The organism is Enterobacter sp. UCD-UG_FMILLET (genome assembly GCF_000762975.1).
GTDB classification, from domain to species: domain Bacteria; phylum Pseudomonadota; class Gammaproteobacteria; order Enterobacterales; family Enterobacteriaceae; genus Enterobacter; species Enterobacter dykesii.
Window position 1 is genome coordinate 53,891 of the sequence record NZ_JRJC01000020.1, and the last position, 26,134, is coordinate 80,024.

General features: G+C 56.0%; 27 protein-coding genes. 8 read left to right on the plus strand and 19 right to left on the minus strand.

Translation table 11 applies throughout. The features are described 5' to 3' along the window. Nucleotides 1-2 precede the first annotated feature (2 nt). Nucleotides 3-239 carry a DUF1656 domain-containing protein gene (locus LA04_RS10035; RefSeq protein ID WP_047651421.1) on the minus strand — a complete coding sequence of 79 codons (237 nt, stop codon included), beginning with the start codon at nt 237-239 and terminating at the stop codon, nt 3-5. A gap of 186 nt (nt 240-425) precedes the next feature. Between LA04_RS10035 and slyA the strand changes: the two genes are divergently transcribed. Next, nucleotides 426-866, plus strand: coding sequence for a transcriptional regulator SlyA (gene slyA / locus LA04_RS10040; protein WP_033145325.1), 441 nt, complete (start codon nt 426-428; stop codon nt 864-866). A 36-nt stretch (nt 867-902) separates the two neighbouring features. Here the strand turns inward: slyA and LA04_RS10045 are convergent, their stop codons facing one another. Then, nucleotides 903-2,264 (minus strand): sensor domain-containing diguanylate cyclase, encoded by a 1,362-nt coding sequence (locus tag LA04_RS10045; protein WP_047651422.1) that lies wholly within the window; start codon nt 2,262-2,264, stop codon nt 903-905. Nucleotides 2,265-2,463: 199 nt separating this feature from the next. Continuing rightward, nucleotides 2,464-2,931, minus strand: a complete 468-nt coding sequence (slyB, locus tag LA04_RS10050) for an outer membrane lipoprotein SlyB (protein WP_008500578.1) — start codon at nt 2,929-2,931, stop codon at nt 2,464-2,466. 255 nt (nt 2,932-3,186) lie between these two features. Between slyB and anmK the strand changes: the two genes are divergently transcribed. The 5 genes from anmK (at nt 3,187) to pdxY (ending at nt 7,769) form a co-directional block, all read left to right on the plus strand. After that, nucleotides 3,187-4,311 carry an anhydro-N-acetylmuramic acid kinase gene (gene anmK / locus LA04_RS10055; RefSeq protein WP_047651423.1) on the plus strand — a complete coding sequence of 375 codons (1,125 nt, stop codon included), beginning with the start codon at nt 3,187-3,189 and terminating at the stop codon, nt 4,309-4,311. Between the two features lie 93 nt (nt 4,312-4,404). Beyond that, entirely contained in the window at nt 4,405-4,728 is a 324-nt protein-coding gene (gene mliC / locus LA04_RS10060; protein WP_047651424.1) for a C-type lysozyme inhibitor, read from the plus strand. A 57-nt stretch (nt 4,729-4,785) separates the two neighbouring features. Then, entirely contained in the window at nt 4,786-5,442 is a 657-nt protein-coding gene (gene pdxH, locus LA04_RS10065; RefSeq protein WP_024909355.1) for a pyridoxamine 5'-phosphate oxidase, read from the plus strand. Between the two features lie 125 nt (nt 5,443-5,567). After that, nucleotides 5,568-6,842, plus strand: coding sequence for a tyrosine--tRNA ligase (tyrS, locus tag LA04_RS10070; RefSeq protein ID WP_047648003.1), 1,275 nt, complete (start codon nt 5,568-5,570; stop codon nt 6,840-6,842). Nucleotides 6,843-6,908: 66 nt separating this feature from the next. Further along, entirely contained in the window at nt 6,909-7,769 is an 861-nt protein-coding gene (pdxY, locus tag LA04_RS10075) for a pyridoxal kinase PdxY (RefSeq protein WP_047651457.1), read from the plus strand. A gap of 60 nt (nt 7,770-7,829) precedes the next feature. Here pdxY and gstA read toward each other — a convergent pair whose 3' ends face one another. From gstA to blr, 12 genes are all read right to left on the minus strand, one after another. Further along, nucleotides 7,830-8,435: a glutathione transferase GstA gene (gene gstA, locus LA04_RS10080; protein WP_047651425.1), complete on the minus strand. Its 606-nt coding sequence runs from the start codon at nt 8,433-8,435 to the stop codon at nt 7,830-7,832. Nucleotides 8,436-8,535: 100 nt separating this feature from the next. Further along, the gene (gene dtpA, locus LA04_RS10085; protein WP_033145330.1) at nt 8,536-10,044 is read right to left on the minus strand and encodes a dipeptide/tripeptide permease DtpA; all 1,509 of its coding nucleotides are present in this window, start codon (nt 10,042-10,044) and stop codon (nt 8,536-8,538) included. A gap of 591 nt (nt 10,045-10,635) precedes the next feature. Then, nucleotides 10,636-11,271, minus strand: a complete 636-nt coding sequence (gene nth, locus LA04_RS10090) for an endonuclease III (RefSeq protein WP_008500570.1) — start codon at nt 11,269-11,271, stop codon at nt 10,636-10,638. Further along, nucleotides 11,268-11,954: an electron transport complex subunit E gene (locus LA04_RS10095; protein ID WP_023617347.1), complete on the minus strand. Its 687-nt coding sequence runs from the start codon at nt 11,952-11,954 to the stop codon at nt 11,268-11,270. Before LA04_RS10095 ends, nth begins: the two co-directional genes overlap by 4 nt. Nucleotides 11,955-11,956: 2 nt before the next feature. Further along, nucleotides 11,957-12,577: an electron transport complex subunit RsxG gene (gene rsxG, locus LA04_RS10100; protein ID WP_047651426.1), complete on the minus strand. Its 621-nt coding sequence runs from the start codon at nt 12,575-12,577 to the stop codon at nt 11,957-11,959. 10 nt (nt 12,578-12,587) lie between these two features. Continuing rightward, nucleotides 12,588-13,640: an electron transport complex subunit RsxD gene (rsxD, locus tag LA04_RS10105; RefSeq protein WP_047651427.1), complete on the minus strand. Its 1,053-nt coding sequence runs from the start codon at nt 13,638-13,640 to the stop codon at nt 12,588-12,590. Next, nucleotides 13,641-15,671, minus strand: a complete 2,031-nt coding sequence (gene rsxC, locus LA04_RS10110; protein ID WP_047651428.1) for an electron transport complex subunit RsxC — start codon at nt 15,669-15,671, stop codon at nt 13,641-13,643. It lies immediately after the preceding gene. Continuing rightward, complete coding sequence (rsxB, locus tag LA04_RS10115; protein WP_047651429.1) at nt 15,664-16,242, minus strand: electron transport complex subunit RsxB; 579 nt, start codon at nt 16,240-16,242, stop codon at nt 15,664-15,666. Before rsxB ends, rsxC begins: the two co-directional genes overlap by 8 nt. Then, complete coding sequence (gene rsxA, locus LA04_RS10120) at nt 16,242-16,823, minus strand: electron transport complex subunit RsxA (protein ID WP_014883581.1); 582 nt, start codon at nt 16,821-16,823, stop codon at nt 16,242-16,244. Before rsxA ends, rsxB begins: the two co-directional genes overlap by 1 nt. A gap of 76 nt (nt 16,824-16,899) precedes the next feature. Beyond that, a complete protein-coding gene (locus tag LA04_RS10125; protein WP_029740310.1) occupies nt 16,900-17,340 on the minus strand; it encodes a DUF2569 domain-containing protein in 441 nt (146 codons plus the stop codon). A gap of 86 nt (nt 17,341-17,426) precedes the next feature. After that, complete coding sequence (gene ydgT / locus LA04_RS10130) at nt 17,427-17,642, minus strand: transcription modulator YdgT (protein ID WP_013096896.1); 216 nt, start codon at nt 17,640-17,642, stop codon at nt 17,427-17,429. A 231-nt stretch (nt 17,643-17,873) separates the two neighbouring features. Beyond that, on the minus strand, nt 17,874-17,999 hold the full coding sequence (gene blr, locus LA04_RS10135; protein ID WP_168112406.1) for a division septum protein Blr: 126 nt from the start codon (nt 17,997-17,999) through the stop codon (nt 17,874-17,876). Nucleotides 18,000-18,242: 243 nt separating this feature from the next. Here blr and LA04_RS10140 point away from each other — a divergent pair, with 243 nt between their 5' ends. Beyond that, nucleotides 18,243-19,283, plus strand: coding sequence for an oxidoreductase (locus LA04_RS10140; RefSeq protein WP_032657704.1), 1,041 nt, complete (start codon nt 18,243-18,245; stop codon nt 19,281-19,283). Nucleotides 19,284-19,335: 52 nt separating this feature from the next. On the opposite strand, the gene add is transcribed toward LA04_RS10140, so the two are convergent. The 3 genes from add to malX all read right to left on the minus strand — a co-directional run bounded on the left by add (nt 19,336) and on the right by malX (nt 23,247). Continuing rightward, nucleotides 19,336-20,337, minus strand: coding sequence for an adenosine deaminase (gene add / locus LA04_RS10145; protein ID WP_047651430.1), 1,002 nt, complete (start codon nt 20,335-20,337; stop codon nt 19,336-19,338). A gap of 96 nt (nt 20,338-20,433) precedes the next feature. Beyond that, nucleotides 20,434-21,606 carry a MalY/PatB family protein gene (locus LA04_RS10150; protein WP_047651431.1) on the minus strand — a complete coding sequence of 391 codons (1,173 nt, stop codon included), beginning with the start codon at nt 21,604-21,606 and terminating at the stop codon, nt 20,434-20,436. A 48-nt stretch (nt 21,607-21,654) separates the two neighbouring features. After that, nucleotides 21,655-23,247 carry a maltose/glucose-specific PTS transporter subunit IIBC gene (gene malX / locus LA04_RS10155; RefSeq protein WP_029740306.1) on the minus strand — a complete coding sequence of 531 codons (1,593 nt, stop codon included), beginning with the start codon at nt 23,245-23,247 and terminating at the stop codon, nt 21,655-21,657. Nucleotides 23,248-23,424: 177 nt separating this feature from the next. On the opposite strand from malX, the gene LA04_RS10160 reads away from it, so the two are divergent. Continuing rightward, nucleotides 23,425-24,453, plus strand: a complete 1,029-nt coding sequence (locus LA04_RS10160) for a Mal regulon transcriptional regulator MalI (protein ID WP_047651432.1) — start codon at nt 23,425-23,427, stop codon at nt 24,451-24,453. Nucleotides 24,454-24,578: 125 nt separating this feature from the next. Here LA04_RS10160 and LA04_RS10165 read toward each other — a convergent pair whose 3' ends face one another. After that, nucleotides 24,579-26,111, minus strand: coding sequence for a YdgA family protein (locus tag LA04_RS10165; protein ID WP_047651433.1), 1,533 nt, complete (start codon nt 26,109-26,111; stop codon nt 24,579-24,581). Nucleotides 26,112-26,134: the final 23 nt, after the last annotated feature.

Consider the following 26,134-nt stretch of genomic DNA (forward strand, 5'->3'; position numbering starts at 1 on the left):
ATTCACCACGCAGTCAAAACGGCAAGGCCCAGGCATACGGAAAGGGCAAACAGGGAAAGATCCATCAGCATGGGATGCCAGATTTCGCCGGAGTACATCCAGTCGCGAAGCAGACGATGCGCGATGAGCCAGAGGATAAAGCCCACCATAACGGCCTTAAACAGGGGAGGAAAGTAGACTGACGCACCGAAGATCAGGTCCTGAAGGGGTAAACCCTCCGAGCGATGAAAAAACGTCACGGGCAGAAATCCTTTGCAGTGAACAGAATGCCGCGTTGGCTTGTCTTAGTATGATGAAGCATCACGATTCAGTGTAAGTCATACTTTTAAGTTCGATGAATGCAGTATTGCATTTGTTTTGGCAATACAAATGCTGCACACTATTCTAAAATCAGTATAATAACTTAGCAAGCTAATTATAAGGAGATGAAATTGGAATCGCCATTAGGTTCTGATCTGGCAAGGTTGGTACGCGTCTGGCGTGCTCTGATTGACCATCGCCTGAAACCTCTGGAACTCACACAGACGCATTGGGTCACGCTGCACAACATTCATCAGCTGCCGCCCGAACAGTCGCAAATTCAACTGGCAAAAGCGATAGGGATTGAGCAACCGTCGCTGGTGCGCACCCTTGACCAGCTGGAAGAGAAGGGGTTGATCTCGCGGCAAACCTGCGCCAGCGATCGTCGCGCCAAGCGGATTAAACTCACCGAGAAAGCGGCGCCTATCATCACGGAAATGGAAGCCGTGATTACGAAGACGCGCGGTGAAATCCTCTCAGGCGTTTCACCGGCGGAGCTGGAAATGCTCATCAGCCTCATTGGGCGCCTTGAGCAAAACATCCATGAGCTACAGTCGCGCGACTGACAAACAACAAGGCCTTGCAGCAGCAAGGCCTTTTTTTTACTTAAAGACGACCACGCGGTTACGGCCTGTCTCCTTCGCTTCATACATCGCTTTGTCGGCATTTTCCACGCACGTTTCTGCGGCTATCGCGGCAGACGTCGCCGTATACACCCCCATGCTGATGGTGATTGGCTCCGGCAGTTGCCCGCCGCTGCTGGCGTTATCGAAGCTGCTCAGATTTAACCGTATGCGTTCCGCCACCTGGTACGCCGCGTCTGATGAGGTGTTGGCCAGCATCAGAACAAACTCCTCACCACCGATACGCGCCGCGATGTCCTGCGGGCGCACGGAATCCATCAGCAGATTAGCGACAAACTGCAGGACTTTATCGCCCTGAAGATGCCCGTAGGTGTCGTTGATACGCTTGAAGCGATCGAGATCGCTGACGATGACGGAAACCGGGCGGCTGGGTTTGGCGATATCCAGCGCCTGCTTTAATGATTCATAAAAATAGCTGCGGTTATACAGGCGCGTGAGCGGGTCGCGAATGGAGTTCTGGTAGGACTGCTGATACTTAACGTGTGAGTCGCGATACAGCCTGAAAACATCATAGAGCAGAACAAAAATGATTATCAGCGTGGCGACAGTTTCAAATAAGCGGGCGCGATACCAGGAGATATTTTCTACATGTCCACCCACTAACAGCATTGAGAGCGTGACGATATAGCAGACGCACAGAAAATTACCGCCCACCCAGAATAAGTTGCGTATGCGCGTAATAAACATCAGCGTGGCTAATGTGACCACCCAGAGTGCAATTAATGCAATATTAATGAAGTGGCTCCAGAGAACCATAAACTCACGGGTTTCATTATCAACAAGATCAATGGTTAAAAAAGAAGAATGACTGGAATACATCCAGGCCAATCCTACTGCAAAAACGGTAAACAGAAACTCGCCGCTCACAATAGCGATATGCGCCGGCCGTGAAAGGGGACAATTGCGCGTGGTATAAAGTATTGCCGAAACGATTATTAACACCGCCATTATAAGATGGCGGAACATATAGAAGATCATCGCATCGTTGTAGTTCACCGCGTTGAACTGATAGAGGTCCAGCCAGGCGGGAAAGCTGCACAGAGTTCCGACCATCAGCGATGCCGACCCGGCAAAGGCAAAAGCAAGCGATACCAGATACAACCTTTTTCGGTCACACCAGTATTTCATTGCCATAAAGCAGGCAATAAAAAGATCAAACACCAGTAAAAATATGGTGAGCGTAGGGAACAAGTGAGACGAAAAGGTTGGAACCCATTCGGCAATTTTTGAAAACAGGGCGTGTAATATGCTGATAACAGCAATGCAACCCAGGCAGAACGAGATATAACGACCTTTTACAGAACGATGATTCGCAAACATATATGGCTTTAATGACTTTATAATGAATTAAGGTGAGGGTATTGCGAAGAGTTTAATCAATTAGCGCGCTAAATACTTTGCGCAGAAACAATATATGGCGAGGTTAATAATGGATGGGGTGAATGTATTTTGTAAATATATTTGTGGGAGTGATAAATAATGTAAATGGATGTGGCCTGATGACCACATCCATTTTTAATTAACGTGGAGAAACGGTCACCTGACTTCCGTTGCTTGCCAGAACAACGCGCTGGCCTGCAGAGAAGCGGGTGCTGCCTTGTTTCTGGACAACCATGATCGTGCTGCCGTCGTCTTTACGAATTTCCAGCTCTACGCCCTGGGTTTTGTTCATCGCACCCTGAACGCCCTGGCCAGCTACACCACCCGCAACGGCGCCTGCGGCCGTCGCCAGAGAGCGGCCAGTGCCGCCGCCAACGGTATTACCCAGGAAACCACCCAGCACGGCACCGCCGATCGCGCCCATCACGTTGTTTTCATCACCACCCTGGATCTGTACAGGGCGTGCATTAACAACGGTACCGTAAGTCACGTTCTGAACCTGTTTCGCTTCAGAAGCGCTGTAAACGTCGCCAGAAAGTGAACTGTCATTCACACAGCCAGCCAGAGTTAAACCAATCAGCGAAACGCCCAGTACACGTAAAATCATTTGAATCTCCTGTTCACCAAAAACGCCCGATTGGGGGCATCCGTTATGGCTAAATTATATGGCATAAGCGGCCATAGTTCATATCTTTGCACTAACAATAAGAAAATTGTACTTGAATTTGACTTAACGAGACATAAACAGGATCCGCCCGCGTAACCCGTCTGACATTGTTAAAAAATATTATCTCCGGATGGCAAAGCTGCGCCGTTTATGGTTGAGTGGATATCCTTAGCCCACGCAACGTAAGGAAAGCGCATGAAATCGGGTCGCTACATTGGTGTGATGTCAGGCACCAGTCTGGATGGGGTAGATGTCGTTCTGGCCGCCATTGACGAAAACATGGTGGCGCAGCAGGCGAGCCTGACCTGGCCAATCCCCATTTCACTGAAAGAGGATATTCTGAGCATCTGTCAGGGGCAACAGCTGACTCTCTCCCAGCTTGGACAACTTGATGTCCGCCTGGGGGCGCTGTTTGCGGATGCGGTGCAGGCTTTGATGGAAAAAGAACATCTTCGCCCGCAGGATGTGGTGGCCATCGGGTGTCACGGACAAACGGTCTGGCATGAACCCGGCGGAGATGCCCCACATACCCTGCAAATCGGTGATAACAACCAGATTGTAGCGAAGACGGGCGTGACGGTGGTTGGCGATTTCCGTCGGCGCGATATCGCCCTTGGCGGGCAGGGCGCGCCGCTGGTGCCCGCGTTCCATCAGGCGTTACTGGCGCACCCTTCAGAACGGCGCATGGTGCTCAACATTGGTGGGATTGCCAATCTGTCGATGCTCATCCCTGGGCAGCCCGTACGCGGCTACGATACCGGCCCGGGCAATATGTTAATGGACGCCTGGATCTGGCGTCAGTGCGGTCAACCGTATGATAAAAACGCGGAGTGGGCGAGCGGGGGGAAAGTGATTATCCCGCTGCTGCAGTCCATGCTGAGCGATCCGTATTTTGCTTTACCGGCACCGAAAAGTACCGGGCGTGAATACTTCAACTTTAGCTGGCTTGAGCGCCAGCTGGCGTCATTCCCGGCGCTCGCACCGCAGGATGTCCAGGCGACGCTTGCCGAACTCACGGCCGTGTCGATCTCCGAACAGGTTCTGCTCAGCGGCGGCTGTGAGCGCCTGCTGGTGTGCGGCGGGGGAAGCCGTAACCCGCTGGTGATGGCGCGTCTTGCGGGGCTGCTGCCGGGTACAGAAGTGACCACGACCAATGAGGCCGGCATCAGCGGGGATGATATGGAGGCGCTGGCTTTCGCCTGGCTCGCCTGGCGCACCATTGCCGGACTGCCGGGCAACTTGCCGTCGGTAACCGGTGCACGTGAGGCGAGCGTCCTTGGGGCGATTTTCCCGGCAAATCCTCGTCATAATCAGAGTTAACTGAAATTCAGCGCGGCGCGTCGTCGTTAGAATGGGACGAAACAGGAGGGCAGCCATGCCCTTCAGGACCAGGAAAGTCTTCGGAATACGCCCATGAAAAAACTTCTTCTTATTGCCGCGCCTTTATTGCTGTCAGGATGCAGCGTCTATAACCAGCTCCTTGAGCGCATGCAGACCGATACGCTGGAGTATCGCTGCGACGAAAAACCGCTGACTGTGAAGCTCAACAATCCACGCCAGGAAGCCAGTTTTGTTTACGACAATAAATTGCTGACGCTGAAGCAGGGGATGTCAGCCTCCGGCGCACGTTATTCCGACGGTATCTACGTCTTCTGGTCGAAAGGCGACGGCGCCACGGTCTACAAACGCGACCGCATTGTGCTGAACAATTGTCAGCTCGAAAATCCGAAGCGTTGAGATTTTTACAGGGGCGGCGCACAATAGCGCCACCCACTCTCAATGTCAGCTAACGCCATGTCAGATAACGACGAACTGCAGCAAATTGCGCATCTGCGCCGTGAATACACTAAAGGCGGCCTGCGTCGCCAGGATCTTCCCGCTGAACCCCTCGTGCTTTTTGAACGCTGGCTGAAACAGGCCTGCGAAGCGAAACTCGCCGACCCAACCGCCATGGTTGTCGCGACGGTGGATGAAAACGGCCAACCGTATCAGCGCATCGTATTGCTCAAGCATTATGACGAGAAAGGGCTGGTGTTCTATACCAACCTCGGCAGCCGCAAGGCGCACCATTTAGAAAACAATCCGCGTATCAGCCTGCTGTTCCCCTGGCACATGCTGGAACGTCAGGTAATGGTCACCGGCAAGGCGGAACGCCTCTCAACTCTGGAAGTGGTAAAGTATTTCCACAGCCGCCCGCGTGACAGCCAGATTGGCGCCTGGGTATCAAAACAGTCGAGCCGCATTTCCGCCCGCGGCGTGCTGGAAAGTAAATTCCTGGAACTGAAGCAGAAGTTCCAGCAGGGTGAAATTCCTCTGCCAAGCTTCTGGGGCGGGTTCCGCATCCCGATTGAGCAGATGGAGTTCTGGCAGGGGGGCGAACATCGCCTGCATGACCGCTTTTTATACCAGCGCGAGAATGGCGGCTGGAAAATCGACAGACTGGCACCGTAATCCCCGAAATTTGTTGATTTAAGCGCTAGCGCACACCGCGCTTGCGCTTTATTCTATGGTCCTTTCGCATCAGGCGAAAAGTCGTGTACCGGCAAAGGTGCAGTCGTTTATACATGGAGAATTTGATGGCAAGCAGTAACTTGATTAAACAATTGCAAGAGCGGGGCCTCGTGGCCCAGGTGACGGACGAGGAAGCGTTAGCAGAGCGACTGGCGCAAGGCCCGATCGCGCTCTATTGCGGCTTCGATCCCACCGCTGACAGCTTGCATTTGGGGCATCTTGTTCCATTGTTATGCCTGAAACGCTTCCAGATGGCGGGCCATAAGCCTGTTGCGCTGGTGGGCGGCGCGACCGGCCTGATTGGTGACCCAAGCTTTAAAGCCGCTGAGCGTAAACTGAACACCGAAGATACCGTGCAGGAGTGGGTGGATAAGATCCGTAAACAGGTTGCACCGTTCCTCGACTTCAACTGTGGTGATAACTCTGCCATTGCCGCGAACAACTACGACTGGTTTGGCAGCATGAACGTGCTGACCTTCCTGCGCGACATCGGCAAGCACTTCTCTGTTAACCAGATGATTAACAAAGAGGCCGTGAAGCAGCGTCTGAACCGTGACGACCAGGGTATCTCCTTTACCGAGTTCTCCTACAACCTGCTGCAGGGCTATGACTTTGCCTGCCTGAACAAACTGCACGGCGTTTCCCTGCAGATTGGCGGTTCCGATCAGTGGGGTAACATCACCTCCGGTATCGACCTGACCCGTCGTCTGCACCAGAACCAGGTCTTCGGTCTGACCGTTCCGCTAATCACCAAAGCCGACGGCACCAAATTTGGTAAAACCGAAGGTGGCGCGGTATGGCTCGATCCGAAGAAAACCAGCCCGTACAAGTTCTACCAGTTCTGGATCAACACGGCGGATGCCGATGTTTACCGCTTCCTGAAGTTCTTCACCTTTATGGACATCGAAGAGATCAACGCGCTGGAAGAAGAAGACAAGAACAGCGGTAAAGCCCCGCGCGCCCAGTACGTGCTGGCGGACGAAGTCACCAAACTGGTTCACGGCGAAGAAGGTCTGGCCGCGGCAAAACGTATTACCGCAAGCCTGTTCAACGGTACCCTGAGCGATCTGAGCGAAGCGGACTTCGAACAGCTGGCGCAGGACGGCGTGCCGATGGTTGAGATGGAAAAAGGGGCTGACCTGATGCAGGCGCTGGTGGACTCTGAGCTCCAGCCTTCGCGCGGTCAGGCGCGTAAAACCATCGCGTCGAACGCGATCACCATCAACGGTGAGAAACAGGCCGACCCGGAATACACCTTCGTTGACGGTGACCGTCTGTATGGTCGCTATACGCTGCTGCGTCGCGGTAAGAAAAACTACTGCCTTGTCTGCTGGAAATAATTAACAGTCTCCAGGGGCGTGGGAAACCACGCCCCTTTTGTTTTTTCAGGGTTTGGTAAGCAAAAAATGAAGAACATCCTCGCCATTCAGTCCCACGTTGTTTTTGGACACGCTGGCAATAGCGCCGCGGAATTCCCGATGCGTCGCCTCGGCGTCAACGTCTGGCCCCTTAATACCGTGCAGTTCTCTAACCACACGCAATACGGCAAATGGACCGGCTGCGTAATGCCGCCTTCGCACCTCACCGAGGTTGTGCAGGGGATTGCCGATATCGACCAGCTCAAACGCTGTGACGCCGTGCTGAGCGGCTACCTCGGCTCAGCGGAGCAGGGGGAGCATATCCTCGGCATCGTGCGACAGGTGAAAGCCGCAAACCCGTCGGCAAAATACTTCTGCGACCCCGTCATGGGCCATCCGGAGAAAGGCTGCATCGTGGCGCCGGGCGTTGCAGAGTTTCACGTCCGCCACGCGCTGCCCGCCAGCGATATCATTGCGCCAAACCTGGTCGAGCTCGAAATTCTCTGCGAGCGTCCGGTTAACAGCGTAGAAGAGGCGATAAGCGCGTCTCGTGAACTGATCGCTCAGGGGCCTGAGGTGGTGCTGGTAAAACATCTCGCCCGCGCAGGGCTGAGCCAGGACCGTTTTGAGATGCTTCTGGTGACGAAAGATGACGCCTGGCATATTAGCCGTCCGCTGGTGGATTTCGGCCTGCGCCAGCCGGTTGGGGTTGGGGATGTCACCAGCGGTCTGCTGCTGGTGAAATTGCTGCAGGGGGCGACGATACGCGACTCGCTGGAGCACGTTACCGCGGCGGTGTACGAAATCATGATTGCGACGAAAGAGATGCAGGAATATGAACTGCAGGTGGTTGCGGCACAGGATCGTATCGCGAAGCCGGAGCACTATTTCAGCGCAACCCGGTTATAACTGGCCAAAACGTGTAGGCCGGGTAAGCGTTAGCGCCACCCGGCAACACAGGCCGCTCGGTTAGTTCAACCCTTCCGCTTTCAGCGCCGAAGCTACTGCAGGACGCTCCGCCACGCGTTTCATATACGATGCGATGTGGTCTAACCCTTCCAGGTTCAGCTTAACCGCGCGCGCCCAGCGCAGCACGGTAAACAGATACGCATCGGCAATCGTGAAGCGCGACCCGCCAATCCACTGTTCGTCTTTCAGCGATTCGTTAACGTACTGCAGCTTTTTCTCAAGGAGCGCACGCACGGTCGGCTTAAACTCTTCCGGTGTATCCGGACGGAAGAGGGGGGTAAAGCCTTTGTGCAGCTCGGTGGCAATGTAGTTCAGCCATTCCAGCGTTTTATAACGAGAGATAGTACTGACCGGCGCCAGCAGCTGGCGATCGGGCACGCTATCGGCCAGGAACTGCATAATCGCGACGCCTTCGGTCAGCAGAGTACCGTCATCCAGCAAGAGTGCCGGAACTTGTCCCTTGGGGTTAATGGCAAGAAAATCATCGCCATTTTCCAGACGCTTTTTCATCAGATCAACGCCGTCCAGCGTGAAATCTTTGCCGCTCTCGCGCAGGGTGATATGGGAAGCAAGAGAGCACGCGCCCGGTTTGTAGAACAGTTTCATCGGTAACTCCTTTTTGCTGAGGTTTCAGCTATGTTAGTGCGCGAAAGGATAAAAAAAAAGCCGCTAATATGCATTAGCGGCTCGTCGTTTCTCAATAATCTTACGCGGTAGCGGTTTTGGTCGCTTCGGCCGTCTTGTCGTCGTCCTGAGTCATACGATTCAGTTTCGGCGCGGTCAGCAGCATCAGAACTGCAATAACGGCAGTCGCGATACCAATCTGCATGAACACGGTACCGTAGACGTTCAGGGAGACCAGTGGGTCAGTGACGTTTTCCGGCACAGCCATCAGGTTCGCAATTTTACCCGCAATGATTGCCGCACCGGCAGTGGTCAGGAACCAGCTACCCATGATGAAGCCCATCAGACGCTGTGGCACCAGCTGTGCAACCATCGCCAGACCCAGACCTGAGATCATCAGTTCACCGATAGACTGCAGCGCGTAGCTCAGGATCAGCCAGTTAACGGACACGATACCCGCGTCGGTGGCAAATTTGGTACCCAGCGGCAGCACCAGGAACGCGCCGGAACACAGCACCATACCGATAGCAAACTTGTGCGGCATTGGCAGGCGGTCGCCCATCTTGTTATAGATCGCGGCCAGAATCGGGCTACCAATCATGATCCAGAACGGGTTCAGCGCCTGATACTGTTCCGGCTCGAACGCGATGCCCAGAATTGAGTGCTCAACGTTACGAATGGCGAAGAAGTTCAGTGAGGTTGGCATCTGGCTGTACAGCACGAAGAAAATAATCGCTTCCAGCATCAGAATGAATGCCACAATCATCTTGCGACGGGCAGCACCCTGCATGGCGAACGCTTCTTTCGCAAAGATAACCACGATACCAAGAGCAACCACGCCCAGAACGGCACGGGCGATACCCTGGTTGTGCAGCAGCCAGGTGGCAATTGCCGCGAGGACAACAACGCCCACGATGGTGGCCAGCAGTTTGCCCATATGCACAGGCTCGAAGTCAGGTTTTGAACCGTAGTCTTTAACCCAGCTGCGGCAGAACAGGAAGTTCACCACGGTGATCAGCATGCCCACGAAGCTCAGCGCAAACGCTACGCTCCAGCCGAACTTCGCCGCGAGCCATGGAGTTGCCAGCATCGAGAAGAACGAACCGATGTTGATGGACATGTAGTACATGGTAAATGCACCGTCCAGGCGCGGATCGTCTTTGTTATAGCAGGTAGAAAGCAGGGAGGACGGGTTCGCTTTGAACAGACCGTTACCGACGGCAATCGTCGCCATACCCATATACACGACAGCGGCATCATGCCCTGACCATGCAACCAGACCATAGCCAATCGCCAGGACGATGGCGCCCAGCATGATGACTCGTTTAGTCCCGAGGACTTTATCACCCAGCCAGCCGCCAATAGCGACCAGACCGTACACCAGAGCACTGAAGGAAGAGAACAGTGTGATGGAATCGGCTTCGGACATACCCAGCTGTTTTACCAGGTAAACGGCCATGATCCCTTGCAGGCCGTAATAACCAAAACGCTCCCATAACTCGATAGAGAAGATGAGATAGAACGCTTTAGGCTGTTTAAAAGCGTTAAGACTCACGCTTTCATCTGTTGGTTTATTGTTTGCAGTAGACACATATACCTCTTTTTTTACATCCCATATTAACGGGGGTGTTCATAGCGTGATGGCCGTCGTCCATACGCCTTATAGTTATATTGGGAGGAGAAACGGCGGGTAATGTTCACTATCCTGCCCCATCTGGCAATACGTTTGTAATAATCTGTTACATATATCTGGAGTGGTATAATCGTCGGTTCATATAAATGTTATTCAGCGTTAAATTTCATACGATGAGTAAAGGTAGTTTTTTCGACTGGCGTTAACCCACCCCGACCGGCTTTTGGCGATATGTTCTGCTATTTGCCGCTTACTGCAGTGATATGGGCCATATTCTGAAAAATAGCTGGTCTTATCTTCGGTGATGGAAGGAGAGTATCTTGTCAGACAAAGGGTTTAGGCGGATTTTGACAACAAAAATTCAACATGAAGTTATCAGGGTGATCGCGATCACAGATGTATAGAAATTTTTGGCTATGAAAAAACTATTAACCTGTTTGAGCGTTAAACAACCGAACAAGTGACAGGTCAGGGGGAATGAAAGACGGACAAATAACGGCCAAAAGAAGGGTGCCTGGTAACCCTTCTTTTAGTAAGGGGTTATGACGATCAGGGATACACTTTTTCTTTGTATTCGCAGAGATCTTCAATAATGCAGGAGCCGCAGCGAGGCTTACGGGCAATACAGGTATAGCGGCCGTGCAGAATCAGCCAGTGATGGCAGTCAACCTTAAATTCGGCCGGAACCACCTTTAACAGCTTCTCTTCGACCTGCTCAACATTTTTCCCCGGCGCGAAGTTAGTCCGGTTAGAGACGCGGAAAATATGCGTATCCACGGCGATGGTCGGCCAGCCAAACGCGGTGTTGAGCACCACGTTTGCGGTCTTACGCCCCACGCCCGGTAAGGCTTCCAGCGCGGCGCGATCTTCCGGTACTTCGCCTCCGTGCTGTTCCAGCAGGATCCGGCAGGTCTTAATGACGTTCTCGGCTTTGCTGTTAAACAGGCCGATGGTTTTGATATAGGACTTCACGCCTTCCACGCCCAGCTCCAGCATGGCTTTTGGCGTATTGGCGACCGGATAAAGCAGGGCAGTGGCTTTATTGACGCTCACATCGGTCGCCTGCGCAGAGAGCAACACCGCGATCAGCAGCTCAAACGGGGAGGTAAAATTCAGCTCCGTCGTCGGGTGCGGGTTCTCGTCCCGCAGACGGGTCAGGATCGCAATGCGCTTTTCTTTATTCATGAAGCCTTCTCGGGTGTCCCTTCCAGAACGCTACGCTCAGCCGCGCGGCGCTTACGTTTCTCATCAATCAGGTATTTTATCGCCAGCATCATGCCAAGGCCAATAAACGCGCCAGGGGGCAGCATTGCCAGCAGGAATGGCGTATCGGTGTGGAACACTTCAACGCGCAGCGCCTTGGCCCAGCCGCCCAGCAGCGCATCTGCGCCGTCAAACAGCGTACCGTTACCGAGGATCTCGCGCAGCGAGCCCAGCACGAACATGGCGCAGGTGGCACCCATTCCAATGGAAAAACCATCCAGCGCCGACATGGCGGGGCTGTTTTTCACCGCGAACGCTTCCGCACGGCCAACGACGATACAGTTGGTGACGATAAGGGGAATAAAGATCCCGAGCGACTGGTACAGCCCGAACGCGTAGGCGTTAATCAGCATCTGGACGATACTGACCACCGACGCAATGATCATGACGTAAATCGGAATACGAATTTCCGACGGCGTCCAGCGTCGCAGGGCGGAGATGGAGAGGTTGGTCAGGGTCAGCACCAGCGTGGTTGCCAGACCCAGACCGAGCGCGTTGGTGGCGGTGGACGTTACCGCCAGGAGGGGACACATCCCCAGAAGCTGCACCAGAGCGGAGTTGTTCTTCCACAATCCCTGGACAATAACCTCTTTAACCTGGCTCATGATTACTCCTCACAGGCCGGAAGATTGTTGAGTTGCGCGGGCAGCGTTTCGGCATACAGCCCGGCTCGTTTTACGGCGTTCACCACGGCGCGCGGCGTGATGGTCGCGCCGGTGAACTGGTCGAACTCGCCGCCATCTTTCTTCACCGCAAACGCGGTATCCCCTTCGCCATGGATAACTTTACCGGCAAAGTGCAAAATCCAGTCGCTCAGCCGGGTTTCAATTTTATCGCCAAGACCCGGCGTTTCATGATGTTCCGTCACGCGAGTACCCAGAATAGTGCCGGAGAAATCGCTGCCGACAAGCAGCTGAATGGCGCCGGAATAGCCGTCGGGCGCCGTCGCTTCCATCACCGCGCCTACCGGTCTATCCCCTTTGCGGGCGATAAAGAGGCGGTGCGGGCCTTTCCCAAGCTGCGGCGCGTCTACCACAAAGCAGCTCTTTTGCAGGTCATTATCGTAGAAATCGGACGGGATCACCTGATCGAACAGCGCCTTTTGCTGCTTTGAAGCCTGCTCTTCGATGGTCGTTTTGGTTAACGTGTTAACCAGGGCCGTCAGCCCGGTCAGGACCGCGGCGAAGACAGCCAGCGTGACGCCGTGTTTTTGCATCGTTTTTAACATGGCGAAACCCTTAGCGATGGCCGTACACGCGCGGGCGCGTGTAATAGTCGATGAGCGGAACGGTAATGTTGGCAAGCAGGACGGCAAACGCGACGCCGTCCGGGTAACCGCCAAAGCTGCGGATGAGCCATACCAGCAGGCCCGCCAGCGCGCCGAAGATCAGGCGGCCGCGGTTAGTCGTTGACGCCGTCACCGGATCCGTCAGGATAAAGAAGGCACCTAGCATGGTCGCACCGGAGAGCAAATGCATCTGCGGGCTGGCCAGTGATTCAGGAGAGAATACCCAGCCCAGCGTGGCGCAGACCGCCAGCGTCACGAGGAAGCTAACCGGAATATGCCAGCGGATGGCTTTCTGCTGCAGCAGGAACAGGCCGCCCAGCAGATACGCCAGGTTGACCCACTGCCAGCCCGCGCCTGCAAGCATGCCGCTGTAAATCGCGGATTTCATAATCTGCTCAACGCTGTGCCCGGCATGCAGGGACGTTTTAAAGGTATCGAGAGGCGTCGCCTGGCTGATGCCGTCCACGCCCATGCGCAGCGCGTTCATATCAGCGCCGAGCGCCGTATGGCCGGTAAAGATAACGTGCAGGGCATCCATAAAGCCGGGAACCGTGGCGGCAATCTCGTGCGGTGGCAGCCAGCTGGTCATCTGCACCGGGAAGGAGATCAGCAGCACCACGTAGCCAATCATCGCCGGGTTAAACGGGTTATGGCCGAGCCCGCCATAGAGCTGTTTGGCAATGATCACGGCAAACACGGTGCCGAGCACGACCATCCACCACGGGGCAAACGGTGGAATACTGATGGCCAGCAGCAGGCCGGTCAGCAGCGCGGAGTTGTCAGCCAGAATGCGTGACACCGTCATCTTACGCAGCTTCAGGACGAGTGCTTCCGCCGCGACGGCGCTGGCGCAGCCCAGGATTATCTGGAACAGGGTTCCCCAGCCGAAAAACCAGCACTGAACGGCAATGCCCGGCAGCGCGGCCAGGCAGACCAGCATCATAATGCGCGATGTCTGGCGCTGATTGTGGGTGTAAGGGGAGCTTGCGATTCTGAAAACCATTTAATCCTCGTTTACGGCTTGCTGTGCGGCTTTCTTCGCCTGAACGCGCGCAATGGCGGCGGCGACGGCGGCCTTACGCGGGTCATCGTTGGCGGCCTGCGGCTGCTCTTCCTGCTGCGCAGCCTTACGGGCTTTGGCGCGGGCAATCGCTGCTTCGACGGCGGCTTTACGCGGGTCGACCGGTGGTGCTTCTGCTTCTGATACTGCCTCTGGCGCCTGCTGCGCAGCCTTACGGGCTTTGGCGCGAGCAATCGCCGCTTCAACGGCGGCTTTGCGTGGGTCGACCGCTTCTTGCTCGACGGCTACCTGCTGCTCTCCAGCTTTGCGGGCTTTGGCCCGGGCAATCGCCGCTTCGACGGCCGCTTTACGCGTGTCGATCTCAGTATCTGCCTGAACCGTTTGCGCTTTTTCCGCCTGACGCGCGCGAGCCGCAGCCTTTCGCGCTTCGCGGGCGGCAATCGCTTCGCTGTTATCCGGTTTTTCCCCGGCCTGGATCACCACCGTCTGGGCGGCATCGGCTTTTTTCTCGCGAACGCGCGCCAGTGCGGCGTTGATCGCATCCTGATCTTTCCCGGCAGGCTGAACGGCGGCCTGCTTATGGCGTTCCTGACGGGCGATTTTTTCGCGCTCCAGTCGCGCCTGGCGCGCTTCGAAGCGCGCCTTGGCTTCCGCGGCGCGTTTTTCTTCCATGGAGATGGCATAAATCTCGGCCTTCTCCTGGCGGAAATATTGCACCAGCGGAATGTTGCTCGGGCAGACCCAGGCGCAGGCGCCGCATTCAATGCAGTCGGCCAGGTTATGGGCTTTCGCCTTATCGTGCAGCTGGCCTTTGCTGTACCAGTACAGCTGCTGCGGGAGGAGATCCGCCGGGCAGGCATCGGCACAGGCGCTGCAGCGGATGCAACCTTTCTCTTCCTGCTCTTCCCCCATTTCGGTCGGGGAAGGCGCAAGCAGACAGTTCGTGATTTTGACCACTGGCACATCGAGCCACGGCAGGGTAAAGCCCATCAGCGGGCCGCCCATGATCACCATCTGGTCGCTGGCCGGGCAAAACTCAGCCTGTTCCAGCAGATGGCGCACCGGCGTACCGAGACGCGCCCAGACGTTGCCCGGACGAGAAATCGACTCGCCGGTCAGCGTCACCACGCGCTCGGTCAACGGCTCGCCGTCAATCACCGCGCGTTTCACCGCATAGGCGGTGCCGACGTTTTGCATCAGCACGCCGATATCCGAAGAGCGTCCGCCGTGTGGGACCTGCTTGCCGGTGAGAATTTGCGTCAGCTGTTTTGCGCCGCCAGAAGGGTACTTGGTCGGAATAACGCGCAGGCTAATATCGTGACTGCCCGCCAGCACGGCGCGCAGCATCGAGATGGCCTGCGGTTTATTGTCTTCGACACCAATCAGGACTTCCCGCGGCTTCAGAATGTGCGCCAGAATGCGGATGCCTTCCACCACCTGGGCGGCACAGTCCTGCATCAGACGATCGTCGGCGGTGATGTACGGCTCGCACTCGGCGGCGTTGATAATCAACGTCTGGATGTTATCGCCACCGCCGCGCAGCTTGACGCCGGTCGGGAAGCCCGCGCCGCCCAGCCCGGCGACGCCGAACTGATGAATTCTCTCGATAAGCGCTTCGCGGCTCTGGCTGCGGTAGTCGCTCCAGCCGTCACGATCGATCCAGCGGTCTTCGCCGTCGGCTTCAATGATCACGCTCAGCTCTGAAAGCGCGGACGGATGAGCCACCGTATGCGGGGCAATCGCCACCACTTTACCGGAGGTAGGGGCGTGCACCGGCAGCATGCGTCCGCGGCCAAAGGTCAGCGGCTGACCGCGAAGAACCGTATCGCCTTCTTTTACGCACAGCTCGCCCTCAGCGCCAATATGCTGTTTGAGCGGCATGACGTAACGCGTCGCCAGCGGAATTTGACGCAGCGGTGTGCCGTTGGACTGGGTTTTCATCTCTGGCGGATGGATACCGCCGTCAAAGTCCCAAATCTTCTCTTTTCTGAAAGCAGAAAATAACTTAAGCATGTTGTTCCACAGGAATATTGCGAACCGGAATGGTTTGAAGATCCCACTTCCAGCTTTCGGTAGTCGTTTCAACCGGGCGCAGCTCAATACATTGCGTCGGGCAGGGGGCCACGCAGAGGTTACAGCCGGTGCACAGATCCGCCACGACGGTGTGCATGGCGCGGGTGGCGCCAACAATGGCGTCAACCGGGCAGGCCTGAATACATTTGGTGCAGCCGATGCAGTTGGCCTCGTCGATCACGGCGAGGGCGCGAACCGGCTCCTGCACCTCCGCATCGCCATCAACGTGCTGCGGATCGACGTTAAGCAGGGCCGCAATTTTCAGCATCACCGCTTCGCCGCCGGGGGCGCAGCGGTTAATTTTTTCACCCTGAATGCCTACCGCTTCCGCGTAGGGACGGCAGCCCGGGTAGCCGCACTGCCCGCACTGGCTTTGCGGCAGGAGCTCATCAATTTTCTCAACAACAGGATCGTCCTCTACCGCGAAACGGCGGGAGGCATAACCCAGGATAAGGCCAAACACCAACCCCAGGACGCTGATAGAGGCGATGGCAATCCAGATAGCATTCATTACAACTTCACCAGACCACTAAAGCCCATAAAGGCCAGAGACATTAAACCTGCGGTCACCAGCGCAATCGCGTTACCGCGGAAGGGCGCGGGGATATCCGCTGCCGCCAGACGCTCGCGAATCGACGCGAACAGGACCATAACAAATGAGAAACCGACGGCGGCGGAAAAACCGTACAGCGCCGACTGCATAAAGTTATGGCCAAGGTTGATGTTCAGCAGCGCAACGCCGAGAACGGCGCAGTTGGTGGTGATCAGCGGCAGGAAGATACCCAGCAGGCGATAGAGGGCCGGGCTGGTTTTACGCACCACCATCTCGGTAAATTGCACAACAACCGCAATGACCAGAATAAAAGCCAGCGTACGAAGATAGATTAACCCGAGCGGGATGAGGATCCAGGTATCAATCAACCACGCGCAGATGGACGCCATCGTCATGACGAAGGTTGTCGCCAGCCCCATGCCCATCGCCGTTTCCAGCTTTTTGGACACGCCCATAAACGGGCACAGGCCAAGGAACTTCACCAGAACGAAGTTGTTAACCAGCACGGTGCCGACAAAGAGCAGTAAGTAATCGGTCATTATTTAGCCTGAAATAAAAAAGCCGCCTATTATCGGACAAACTCACGCAGGCGACAACAGGTTATCTGTAAGGTTATTACGGGTTCACGAAGGTGTTTTTTACCCGCGTCGAACGCTTAAAATAGGGGACCAGCAGCGCGGCGGCCAGTAACGGGAAAAGCAGCTGACGAACGGCCAGAGCATCTGATACGGGCGAAAAAGCAAACGCTTTAACCGCCAGCAGAACCGAAATCAGCAGCCAGATAATGTAGTGTTTAGGTACACTTTTGCGGCGTTTAAAGAAGGCAATGGTCAACCACAGGGTGTAGTACCACATACCAATCGCGAAAACGAACGACACAAACCACATCGCAATATTCAGCACGCTTTGCGACATCAGGGTCTGGATAGCGTGAGGAGTAATCAGCGCGGTGGTATACAGCAGCAGCGCAAGTGATGCGCTTAATAAGGCAACCAGCAGCCATGCCAGTGGGGCGATTAACCAGCCTCCAATGCGATCTCCAGGCGTTGCGGTCATGAACTCTCCCATAATCTGCGCGAAATGTTGTACAGCCAGTTTGCAGGGCGGAGAGTATATAACATTTCGCGCGGATGGCTACTTTCTTATAAAACGTAACGCCACACGGACTTAGGCACTTCACCCACGTTGAACAAACGACCTCCGGAAACCAGCTCCGCACGGCGATGGTCAGCGGCGCGATACATATTAATGATGTCCTGATTATCCGACAGGGTGTAGTTCAGATGGTCAAACAGTTTTTCCAGGCTCTCAAGCGAATTGATCTTGCGAAATTTTAATAAATAGTCCTGAACTGTCATATTAATAAGTTTCCATATAAAAGTGAGTAATACCAGTTAAGGTAATTCGTTCGAATAATAAACGGATTAATAAAGACGTAAACAGCCCACTCAGGTAACGCGACGAAATTAGGAGTTTTCTTTGCTGAAATTCAGGCATCAGACGATGCCTGGAAGAGAAGGTTAACCGTGTTCACCAGGGCTGGCAATAAGTAACTGACATATTATGTCACTCTTTATTGCAGTAACCGGTTACTTAGGTTGGGCGACTGTGACAGGCTCCGGCGGCTGGTAGTTATCGATATGGCTGGCAACGCCCAGCAAAATGACCGAAACCCCAAGGACAATCCATCCCGCTAATTCAATGATTCGATTAATAATTGACGTCATGATTCGTAGTTGTACTTTATCCATAAATACAGGTCGCAAATGTTACAGCGACGTTTCCCCGACGGCAAGCGCTTTGGGAACGGTTCCCTTAAATAAAATCAGTGGGTTAATACTATGTAACAAAAACAACCCCTACAACCTGCTATTTTAAGTCATATGGCACATTATTAATCTGTGGTAATGCCAGGCTAGCCAGTGTGAAATAAGAACGTCATAAAAGAGGACGGCACTATGAGTGATAATATCCGCGTTGGGCTTATCGGCTACGGGTATGCAAGCAAAACGTTTCATGCGCCTCTGATAGCCGGGACGCCGGGGATGACCCTGGCTGCGGTATCCAGCAGCGATGCCGCTAAAGTCCATGCCGACTGGCCTTCCGTGCCGGTTGTCTCTGAGCCAAAACACCTTTTCAACGATCCGAATATTGATTTAATCGTTATCCCCACCCCGAACGACACCCACTTTCCGCTGGCCAAGGCCGCGCTTGAAGCCGGTAAGCACGTGGTGGTCGATAAGCCCTTTACCGTCACCCTGTCTCAGGCTCGCGAACTGGATGCGCTGGCAAAGAGTCTGGGCAGGCTGCTGTCGGTGTTCCATAACCGCCGCTGGGATAGCGACTTTCTGACGGTAAAAAGGCTTCTCAGTGAAGGCACGCTAGGGGAGATCCTCTTTTTTGAATCGCACTTTGACCGCTTCCGTCCGCAGGTACGAAACCGCTGGCGCGAGCAGGCCGGTCCGGGCAGCGGCATCTGGTACGATTTAGCCCCGCATCTGCTGGATCAGGCCGTCAATCTTTTTGGTCTGCCGGTGAGCATGACGGTCGATCTGGCCCAGCTCAGGCCCGGCGCGCAGACAACCGATTACTTCCACGCGGTGCTCAGCTATCCGCAGCGCCGGATTGTGCTGCACGGCACGATGGTCGCGGCCGCGGAATCGGCCCGCTACATCATTCACGGCACGCGCGGGAGCTACGTGAAGTTTGGCCTCGATCCGCAGGAGGACCGGCTGAAAAGCGGTGAACGTTTGCCGCAGGAAGACTGGGGCTATGATATGCGCGACGGCGTGGTAACGCGGGTGGAAGGTGAGGAACTCGTTGAGGAGACCTTGCTGACGATCCCGGGTAACTATCCGGCCTATTACGCGGGCATCCGCGATGCGCTGAACGGCACGGGGGAGAATCCGGTTCCGGCCAGCCAGGCGATTCAGATTATGGAGCTGATTGAGCTGGGCATCGAATCTGCCAAACATCGCGCCACGCTCTGTCTGGCATAATTTTAAATGTTTTTGTAGGCCGGGTAAGGCGTAGCCGTCACCCGGCAAATGCTCAACCGTGAGCCACTTTATCTTTAAGCGCCTGCTTCTCTTCAGGCGTCAGGAAGGCGATCTCCAGCCCGTTGATCTGCGCCTGACGGATCTGCTCGCGGCTCAGACCCGCCTGCGGTGCGGCGATGTTGTATTCGTGGATGATATCCACGCCCTGAACCGCCGGGTCGTCGGTGTTCAGTGAGGCCAGCACGCCGTGCTTGAGGAACGTTTTCAGCGGATGATGCGCCAGCGTTGCGACGGTGCTGGTCTGAATGTTAGACGTCAGGCACGACTCAATCCCGATACGCTGCTCCGCCAGGAAATCCATCAGGGCGCGATCTTCTACGGCCTTCACGCCGTGACCGATACGCTCGGCGCCCAGCTCGCGGATGGCCTGCCAGATGCTTTCCGGACCAGCCGCTTCACCCGCATGCACGGTAATGTGCCAGCCGGCATCGCGCGCGCGGTTGAAGTGGGAGAGGAACAGACTGCCCGGGAAGCCCAGCTCGTCACCGGCCAGATCGACGGCGGTAATGGCATCGCGATGGGCCAGCAGCGCTTCCAGCTCCTGCAGGCAGGCGGCTTCGCCGAACGTACGGCTCATAATGCCAATCAGACGGGCCTGAACGTCGAAGGTTTTACATCCTTCGCGAACGCCTTCAATCACGGCTTCCACCACGCCTGCAACGGGCAGGCCGTGGGTCATCGCCATATAGCCCGGCGAGAAGCGCAGCTCGACGTAATGCAGGCCGTTACGGGCCGCATCTTCAATGTTTTCAAACGCCACGCGGCGACAGGCATCTAGCGAGGCCAGCATCTTCACGCCCCAGTCGAGTTTGCTCAGGAAGCTGACCAGGTCCGGTTCATTTGAGGTTACCTGTACGTGAGGGATCAGCGACTCAAGCGTCTGAGCAGGAAGCGTTAAATTGAACTGGCGGCCAAGATCGAGGATGGTTTGGGCACGAATGTTACCGTCAAGGTGACGATGAATATCAGTTAAAGGCAGGCGTGTATCAATCATGGTCGCACTCTTTTCTGGTTAAAGTGCGCCATATTATAAAAACAAAACGGGGTAAAAAGCTATTTGCGCAAGGGAATATTCCGTTGCGCAAACTGATTAGAGGAGGGTGTTAATCCCGGCAATCAGGCGTTGCACCCCTTGTTCAAGCTTGCTGCGCGGACAGCCGGCGTTCAGGCGAACAAAGCCGTTTCCCTCTTTGCCGTAGGTATATCCCGGCATGATGGCGACTTTTTGCTGCTCGATCAGCACTTTTTGCAGCACCCGATCGTCAATGTTCAGCGGGCGCAGGTCAATCCAGGCCAGATAGGTTGCTTCGGGCGGCTGCCAGTTCAGCTTCGGAAACGCGCGGTTTACTTCCTGCGCGATGTACAACGAATTCTCTTCCAGATAGCCCCGCAGGGCATCCAGCCACGGCGCTCCCTGCTGATAGGCGGCGATATGCGCCGTTAGCGCCAGCACGGAAGGGGAAGAGAGTCCGTCCCGGCCTTTTAGCGCGCTGAGATAACCGTTACGGCTCGCTTCATCGCCGATCAGGCCGTAAGCGCCCGTCAGCGCCGGAATATTAAAGCTTTTCGAGCCGGAGGTGAGAAGCGCCCATTTGCCGCGCGCCACCGCGCTCCAAGGCGTGTGACGATGCTCTCCCCACACCATATCCATATGAATTTCATCGCTGATAACCGCCACGTCATAGCGTGCGCACAGTTCAGCCATCTGCGTCAGCTCGTCCCGCGTCCAGACCTTACCGGTTGGGTTTTGCGGGCTGCACAGCAGTAAAATTTTGTTTTCAGGTTTCGCCAGGGCCACTTCCAGTGCAGCCATATTCCCCTGCCAGCCTGCGGCATTCTTTTCCATCTCCACGGGCACCACATGACGCGCATTCCCTTCAATAGCTTTGTAAAACGCGTCGTATGCCGGGGTGTGAACCACCACGCCGTCGCCGGGGTGTGACCAGAGACGAATCAGCTCTGACACCATGTAGATAACGGAAGGACCATAAACGACGGTTTCCGTATCAATCGTGCTGTTAAAGCGCTGCTGGAACCAGTGCGCGACGGCGGCGAGAAACTCATCGTTCTTCCAGCGGCTGTAGCCCAGCACGCCGTGATTAATGCGCTGATGCAGCGCGTCGGTAATGCAGGGCGCGGTGGCGAAATCCATATCGGAGATGGTGAAGGGCAGCAGGTCGGCCGCGCCAAAGCGGTCGGCGACGTAGTCCCACTGCGTACACCAGGTGCCGTGTCGATCCACGACGGTAGAAAAATCAAACATGACGTGAGTCCTTAAAGTAAAACCCCCTCATGAGAGGGGGCTGAGGCATCAGGCTTCAACTGTTCGCATCAGGGTTGCCAGCTCATCCTTCACCGACTGGACCTGCGGGCCGATAACCACCTGCAAATTGTGCTGATTTAACTGTACCACGCCGATGGCCCGGTTGGCTTTCAGGGCGTTGGTATCCACTTTTGACATATCCGCCACCGACAGACGCAGGCGGGTGATGCAGTTATCCAGCGAGGTGATGTTATCCGCGCCGCCCAGCGCCGCCAGAATGGCCGGCGTGTTGTAGCCGGATTTGCCCACGGTCCCGGCAACCGCCTGTTCAACGCTGCTCGCCGTATCGGTATCGCGGCCCGGTGTTTTCAGGTTAAAGCGGGTGATGGCGAAGCGGAAGATCCCGTAGTACACCGCAAACCAGATAGCCGCCACGACCGGCACCAGATACCACTTGGTGGACAGGCCGTGCAGGATCCCGAACACCACGAAGTCGATCACGTTACCGTCGGTGTTGCCGATGGTAACGCCCAGCACCGCCATCACGGTAAAGCCCAGACCGGTCAGCACCGCGTGGATGAGGTACAGCACCGGTGCGACGAACAGGAACAGAAATTCGATTGGTTCGGTAGTACCGCCGACGACGCAGGCGATCACGCCGGAAATCAGCAGGCCTTTAATTTTATGACGGTTTTCCGGGCGCGCGCAGTGGTACATCGCCAGCGCGGCACCCGGCAGGCCGCCGAGGAAGGCCGGCATTTTACCCTGAGACAGGAAGCGGGTGGCGCTTTCGGAGAAACCGTGGGTGGTCGGACAGCTCAGCTGCGCCTGGAAGATGGTCAGCGCGCCGCTCACGTCGTGACCGCACACCTCCATGGTACCGCCCGCTTCGGTGAAGCGAATCAGGGCCACCAGGATATGCTGCAGGCCAAACGGCAGGAGCAGACGCTCGCCGGTGCCGAAGATCATCGGACCGAAATCTCCCGCGCCGTTGATGATGCGGCCAATACCGTTGATGCCCATCGCAAAGACCGGCCAGATCAGCGGAATGATTAAACCGAACAGGCCCATCACGACAAGGGTAACAATCGGCACAAAGCGGGTACCGCCGAAGAAGGCCAGGGCATCCGGCAGGCGGATATTGTGGAAGCGCTCGTGCAGCATCCAGATAATCACACCCGCGATCACCGCCCCGAGGATCCCGGTATCAATAGACTGGATGCCGATCACGCTCTGAATGTTGTTGGCCTTCAGCACGGCAGCGTCGGTGGTCGGCAAAATGCCTTTCGCGGTCAGCCAGAAGTTAACCGCCAGGTTCATCACGGCGTAGCCCACAAACCCGGCAAACGCCGCGACGCCTTTGTTCTCGCGCGCCAGGCCCAGCGGGATAGCGATACAGAACATCACGGGCAGGAAGCTAAACGCAAAGGAGCCGACTTTACTCATCCAGATGAAGATCGCCTGCAGCACCGGGGTACCGAGGAACGGGATCAGCGTGATGACGTCTTTACTGCTCAGCGAGCTGCCGATCCCGAGCATGATCCCGCAGAACGAGAGGAGTGCCACGGGCAGCATAAAGGTTTTACCCAGTTGCTGGAAAAATTCCCACAGCGATATTTTTTGTGCTGCTTTCGCCGTCATAAAACGACTCCTTTATTGTTAAAATCAGTTTGCCTGCTTCAATGCTGCGAGAAGATAAAACGTTTTATCAAAGTTTAGTGCGCGCTAAATCACATTCTCAGGCTTTGACTGGTAGTATAAAGATAACGTATTGATAAAACGTTTTACCGATCTCATTTCAGGGAGTCACGCCAACACATGGCTGTAGCGAAAAAAATCACCATCAACGATGTCGCGCTGGCGGCGGGCGTTTCCGTCAGCACCGTTTCTCTGGTGCTAAGCGGAAAAGGGCGCATCTCTCCTGCGACCGGTCAGCGGGTGAACGAGGCGGTTGAGCAGCTGGGTTTTGTGCGTAACCGTCAGGCGTCGGCGCTGCGCGGTGGGCAAAGCGGGGTGATTGGCCTGATTGTTCGCGACCTGACGTCACCTTTCTATGCGGAGCTGACCGCAGGGTTAACCGAAGCGCTTGAAGCGCAGGGGCGGATGGTCTTTCTTCTGCACGGCGGTCGCGAGGCCGATCAGCTTCTCTCCCGGCTCGATATGCTGCTGAACCAGGGGGTGGATGGGGTGATCGTCGCCGGCGCGTCGGGCGTGGGCAACGAGCTGTGCGGGCGCGCCGCCGAAAAAGGCGTGCCGCTGGTGTTTGCTTCGCGCGCCAGCTACCTGGACGAGGCCGATACGCTGCGCCCTGATAACATGCAGGCCGCGCAAATGCTGACCGAGCATCTAATTCGTCGCGGGCATCAGCGCATTGCCTGGCTGGGCGGGAAAAGCTCGTCCCTGACCCGCGCCGAGCGGGTCGGCGGCTACTGCGCGACGCTGATTAAATACGGCCTGCCGTTCCACAGCGAATGGGTCGTGGAGTGCGAATCCAGCCAGAAGAAAGCGGCGGAAGCGATAGGCGCGCTGCTGCGAAGCAGCCCGACGATCAGCGCCGTGATTTGTTACAACGACGTGATTGCCATGGGCGCCTGGTTTGGCCTGATCCGCGCCGGGCGTCAGAGCGGCGAGGGCGGGGTGGAAACCTTCTTCGGCCACCAGGTGGCGCTCGGGGCGTTCGCCGACGTCGGTGAAAACGCGCTCGACGATCTGCCGATCGTCTGGGCTACCACCCCCGCGCGGGAGATGGGCTACACGCTGGCTGACAGGATCATGCAGCGCATCGACAATACGGACGTTCAGGCCGGACACCAGATTGTGGCGGCGCGGCTGGTGACGGTGAAATAATCTCCGCTGCGCAACGCCCGGCGGCGCTTCGCTTGCACGGGCCTACAGCGGCCCGGAATCACAGGCCGAGTAAGCGTCAGCGCCACCCGGCAATAAAAAACCCCTCATGCGAGGGGTTTTGCGGTTTACTGCTGCGGTGCCGCGGGAGCGGCTGGCGCTGCGGGTTCAGCCGGTTCCGGCATCCCCAGCGTCGGCATACCAAACATGCCGACGAAGTCTTCCAGCGGCATCTTGTCGCCGTTGAGCGTGACCTGGCCGTTGGCGTACTGCAGGCTGGTGGAGATCGTGTTGTTTTCCACTTTGGTGATGCGGAACATCTGGCCCATGGCCGCCAGACCTTTCACCTGCTGGTTCGCCAGCTTGCCGGCGTCTTCATCGCCGTAGCCTTCCAGCTTCGCAATCTGGGTCATAAACTCGGTCGCCATATCCATCGGGATGGTCAGCTTGCTGTCGAGCGACTTCACGCTGCGATCCACTTCCTGCGCCAGCGTCTGCGGTTCACCCGTTGCGGTTGCCGGATCTTTCAGGAACAGCGACAGGTTGAAGCTGGTTTCGCCTTTGCTGTTTTTCCAGCTCAGAGGCGCAACGGTGACCACCGGCTCGCCTTTCAGCAGGATCGGCAGGTTGTTGAACAGCACCGCCATCGCCTGCTGCTGGTACACTTCAGGGTTCTGCTGCAGCGCGGCATCGGTCAGCAGCGCCTGGCTCTCTTTGCTGTATTTCTGGCTAAACTCGTGCCACGCCTGGCCGTCGATATTGCCGATCTTCAGCGACAGTTTGCCGGTGCCCAGATCCTGATTCTGCACCTTCAGGCTCTTCAGCGTGTAATCCAGCTGGGTGTTGATGCTCTTACCGTCTTTGGAAACGTCGGATTTGCCGTTGATGTCCATGCCTTCCAGCACGGCCATCTCTTTGCCTTCAACCGCAATGGCAACCTTGTCCAGAGACAGTTTTTGATCGCCGATACGCTCCTGGAAATCGGTCATTCGGCTGTTGCCGTCGGCCTTCAGGTTGTTGAAGGTGAGCTGAACCTTTTGGTTATATTCGTTCACGGCATTGACCAGGCCGCTTTCCGCTTCACCCGTCAGGGAGAACACGTTTCCGTCGCGGTCAGCGTCAAGTTTGAAGTGACCGCCGCTGAAGGCGACTTTCTCATTCTCTTTCTCGTAGTTCAGCGCTTTCAGAGCGATATCTGAACTTGTGTCACCGGCATAGCTGATGCGGGTATTAATGTCGAAAGGCGATTCATTCTTTGCCAGGTCAAACAGCGGTTTGGTGACGTCGTTATTCACCAGCACGGTATGAACGGACGCCATCGACGGGATCAGGTTAAAGGACTTCAGCTGCGCCAGCGGCAGCGGACCGTGGCTCACCACCTCGTCCAGCACCACGCTCTGGCCCGGTTTCAGCCAGCCATTTTCAGCACCGGCAACCGGCTTCACTACCAGCTGCATACGGCTGGTAAAGACGCCGCGATGATAGTTCTGGTAGCTCAGCTCAAGGCCCGCCTCCGGCGCGCTGCGCTTAATCTCTCCGTTAGCCTGCGCCACCATCTCAGCCAGACGGCCTTCCAGCTGTTTCCCGGTAAACCAGGAGGCACCCGTCCAGACCACGCCTAACGCTACAATCACTCCAACCGCTACGACCGATTTTTTCATTGCGACTATCCCTAAAATGAAAC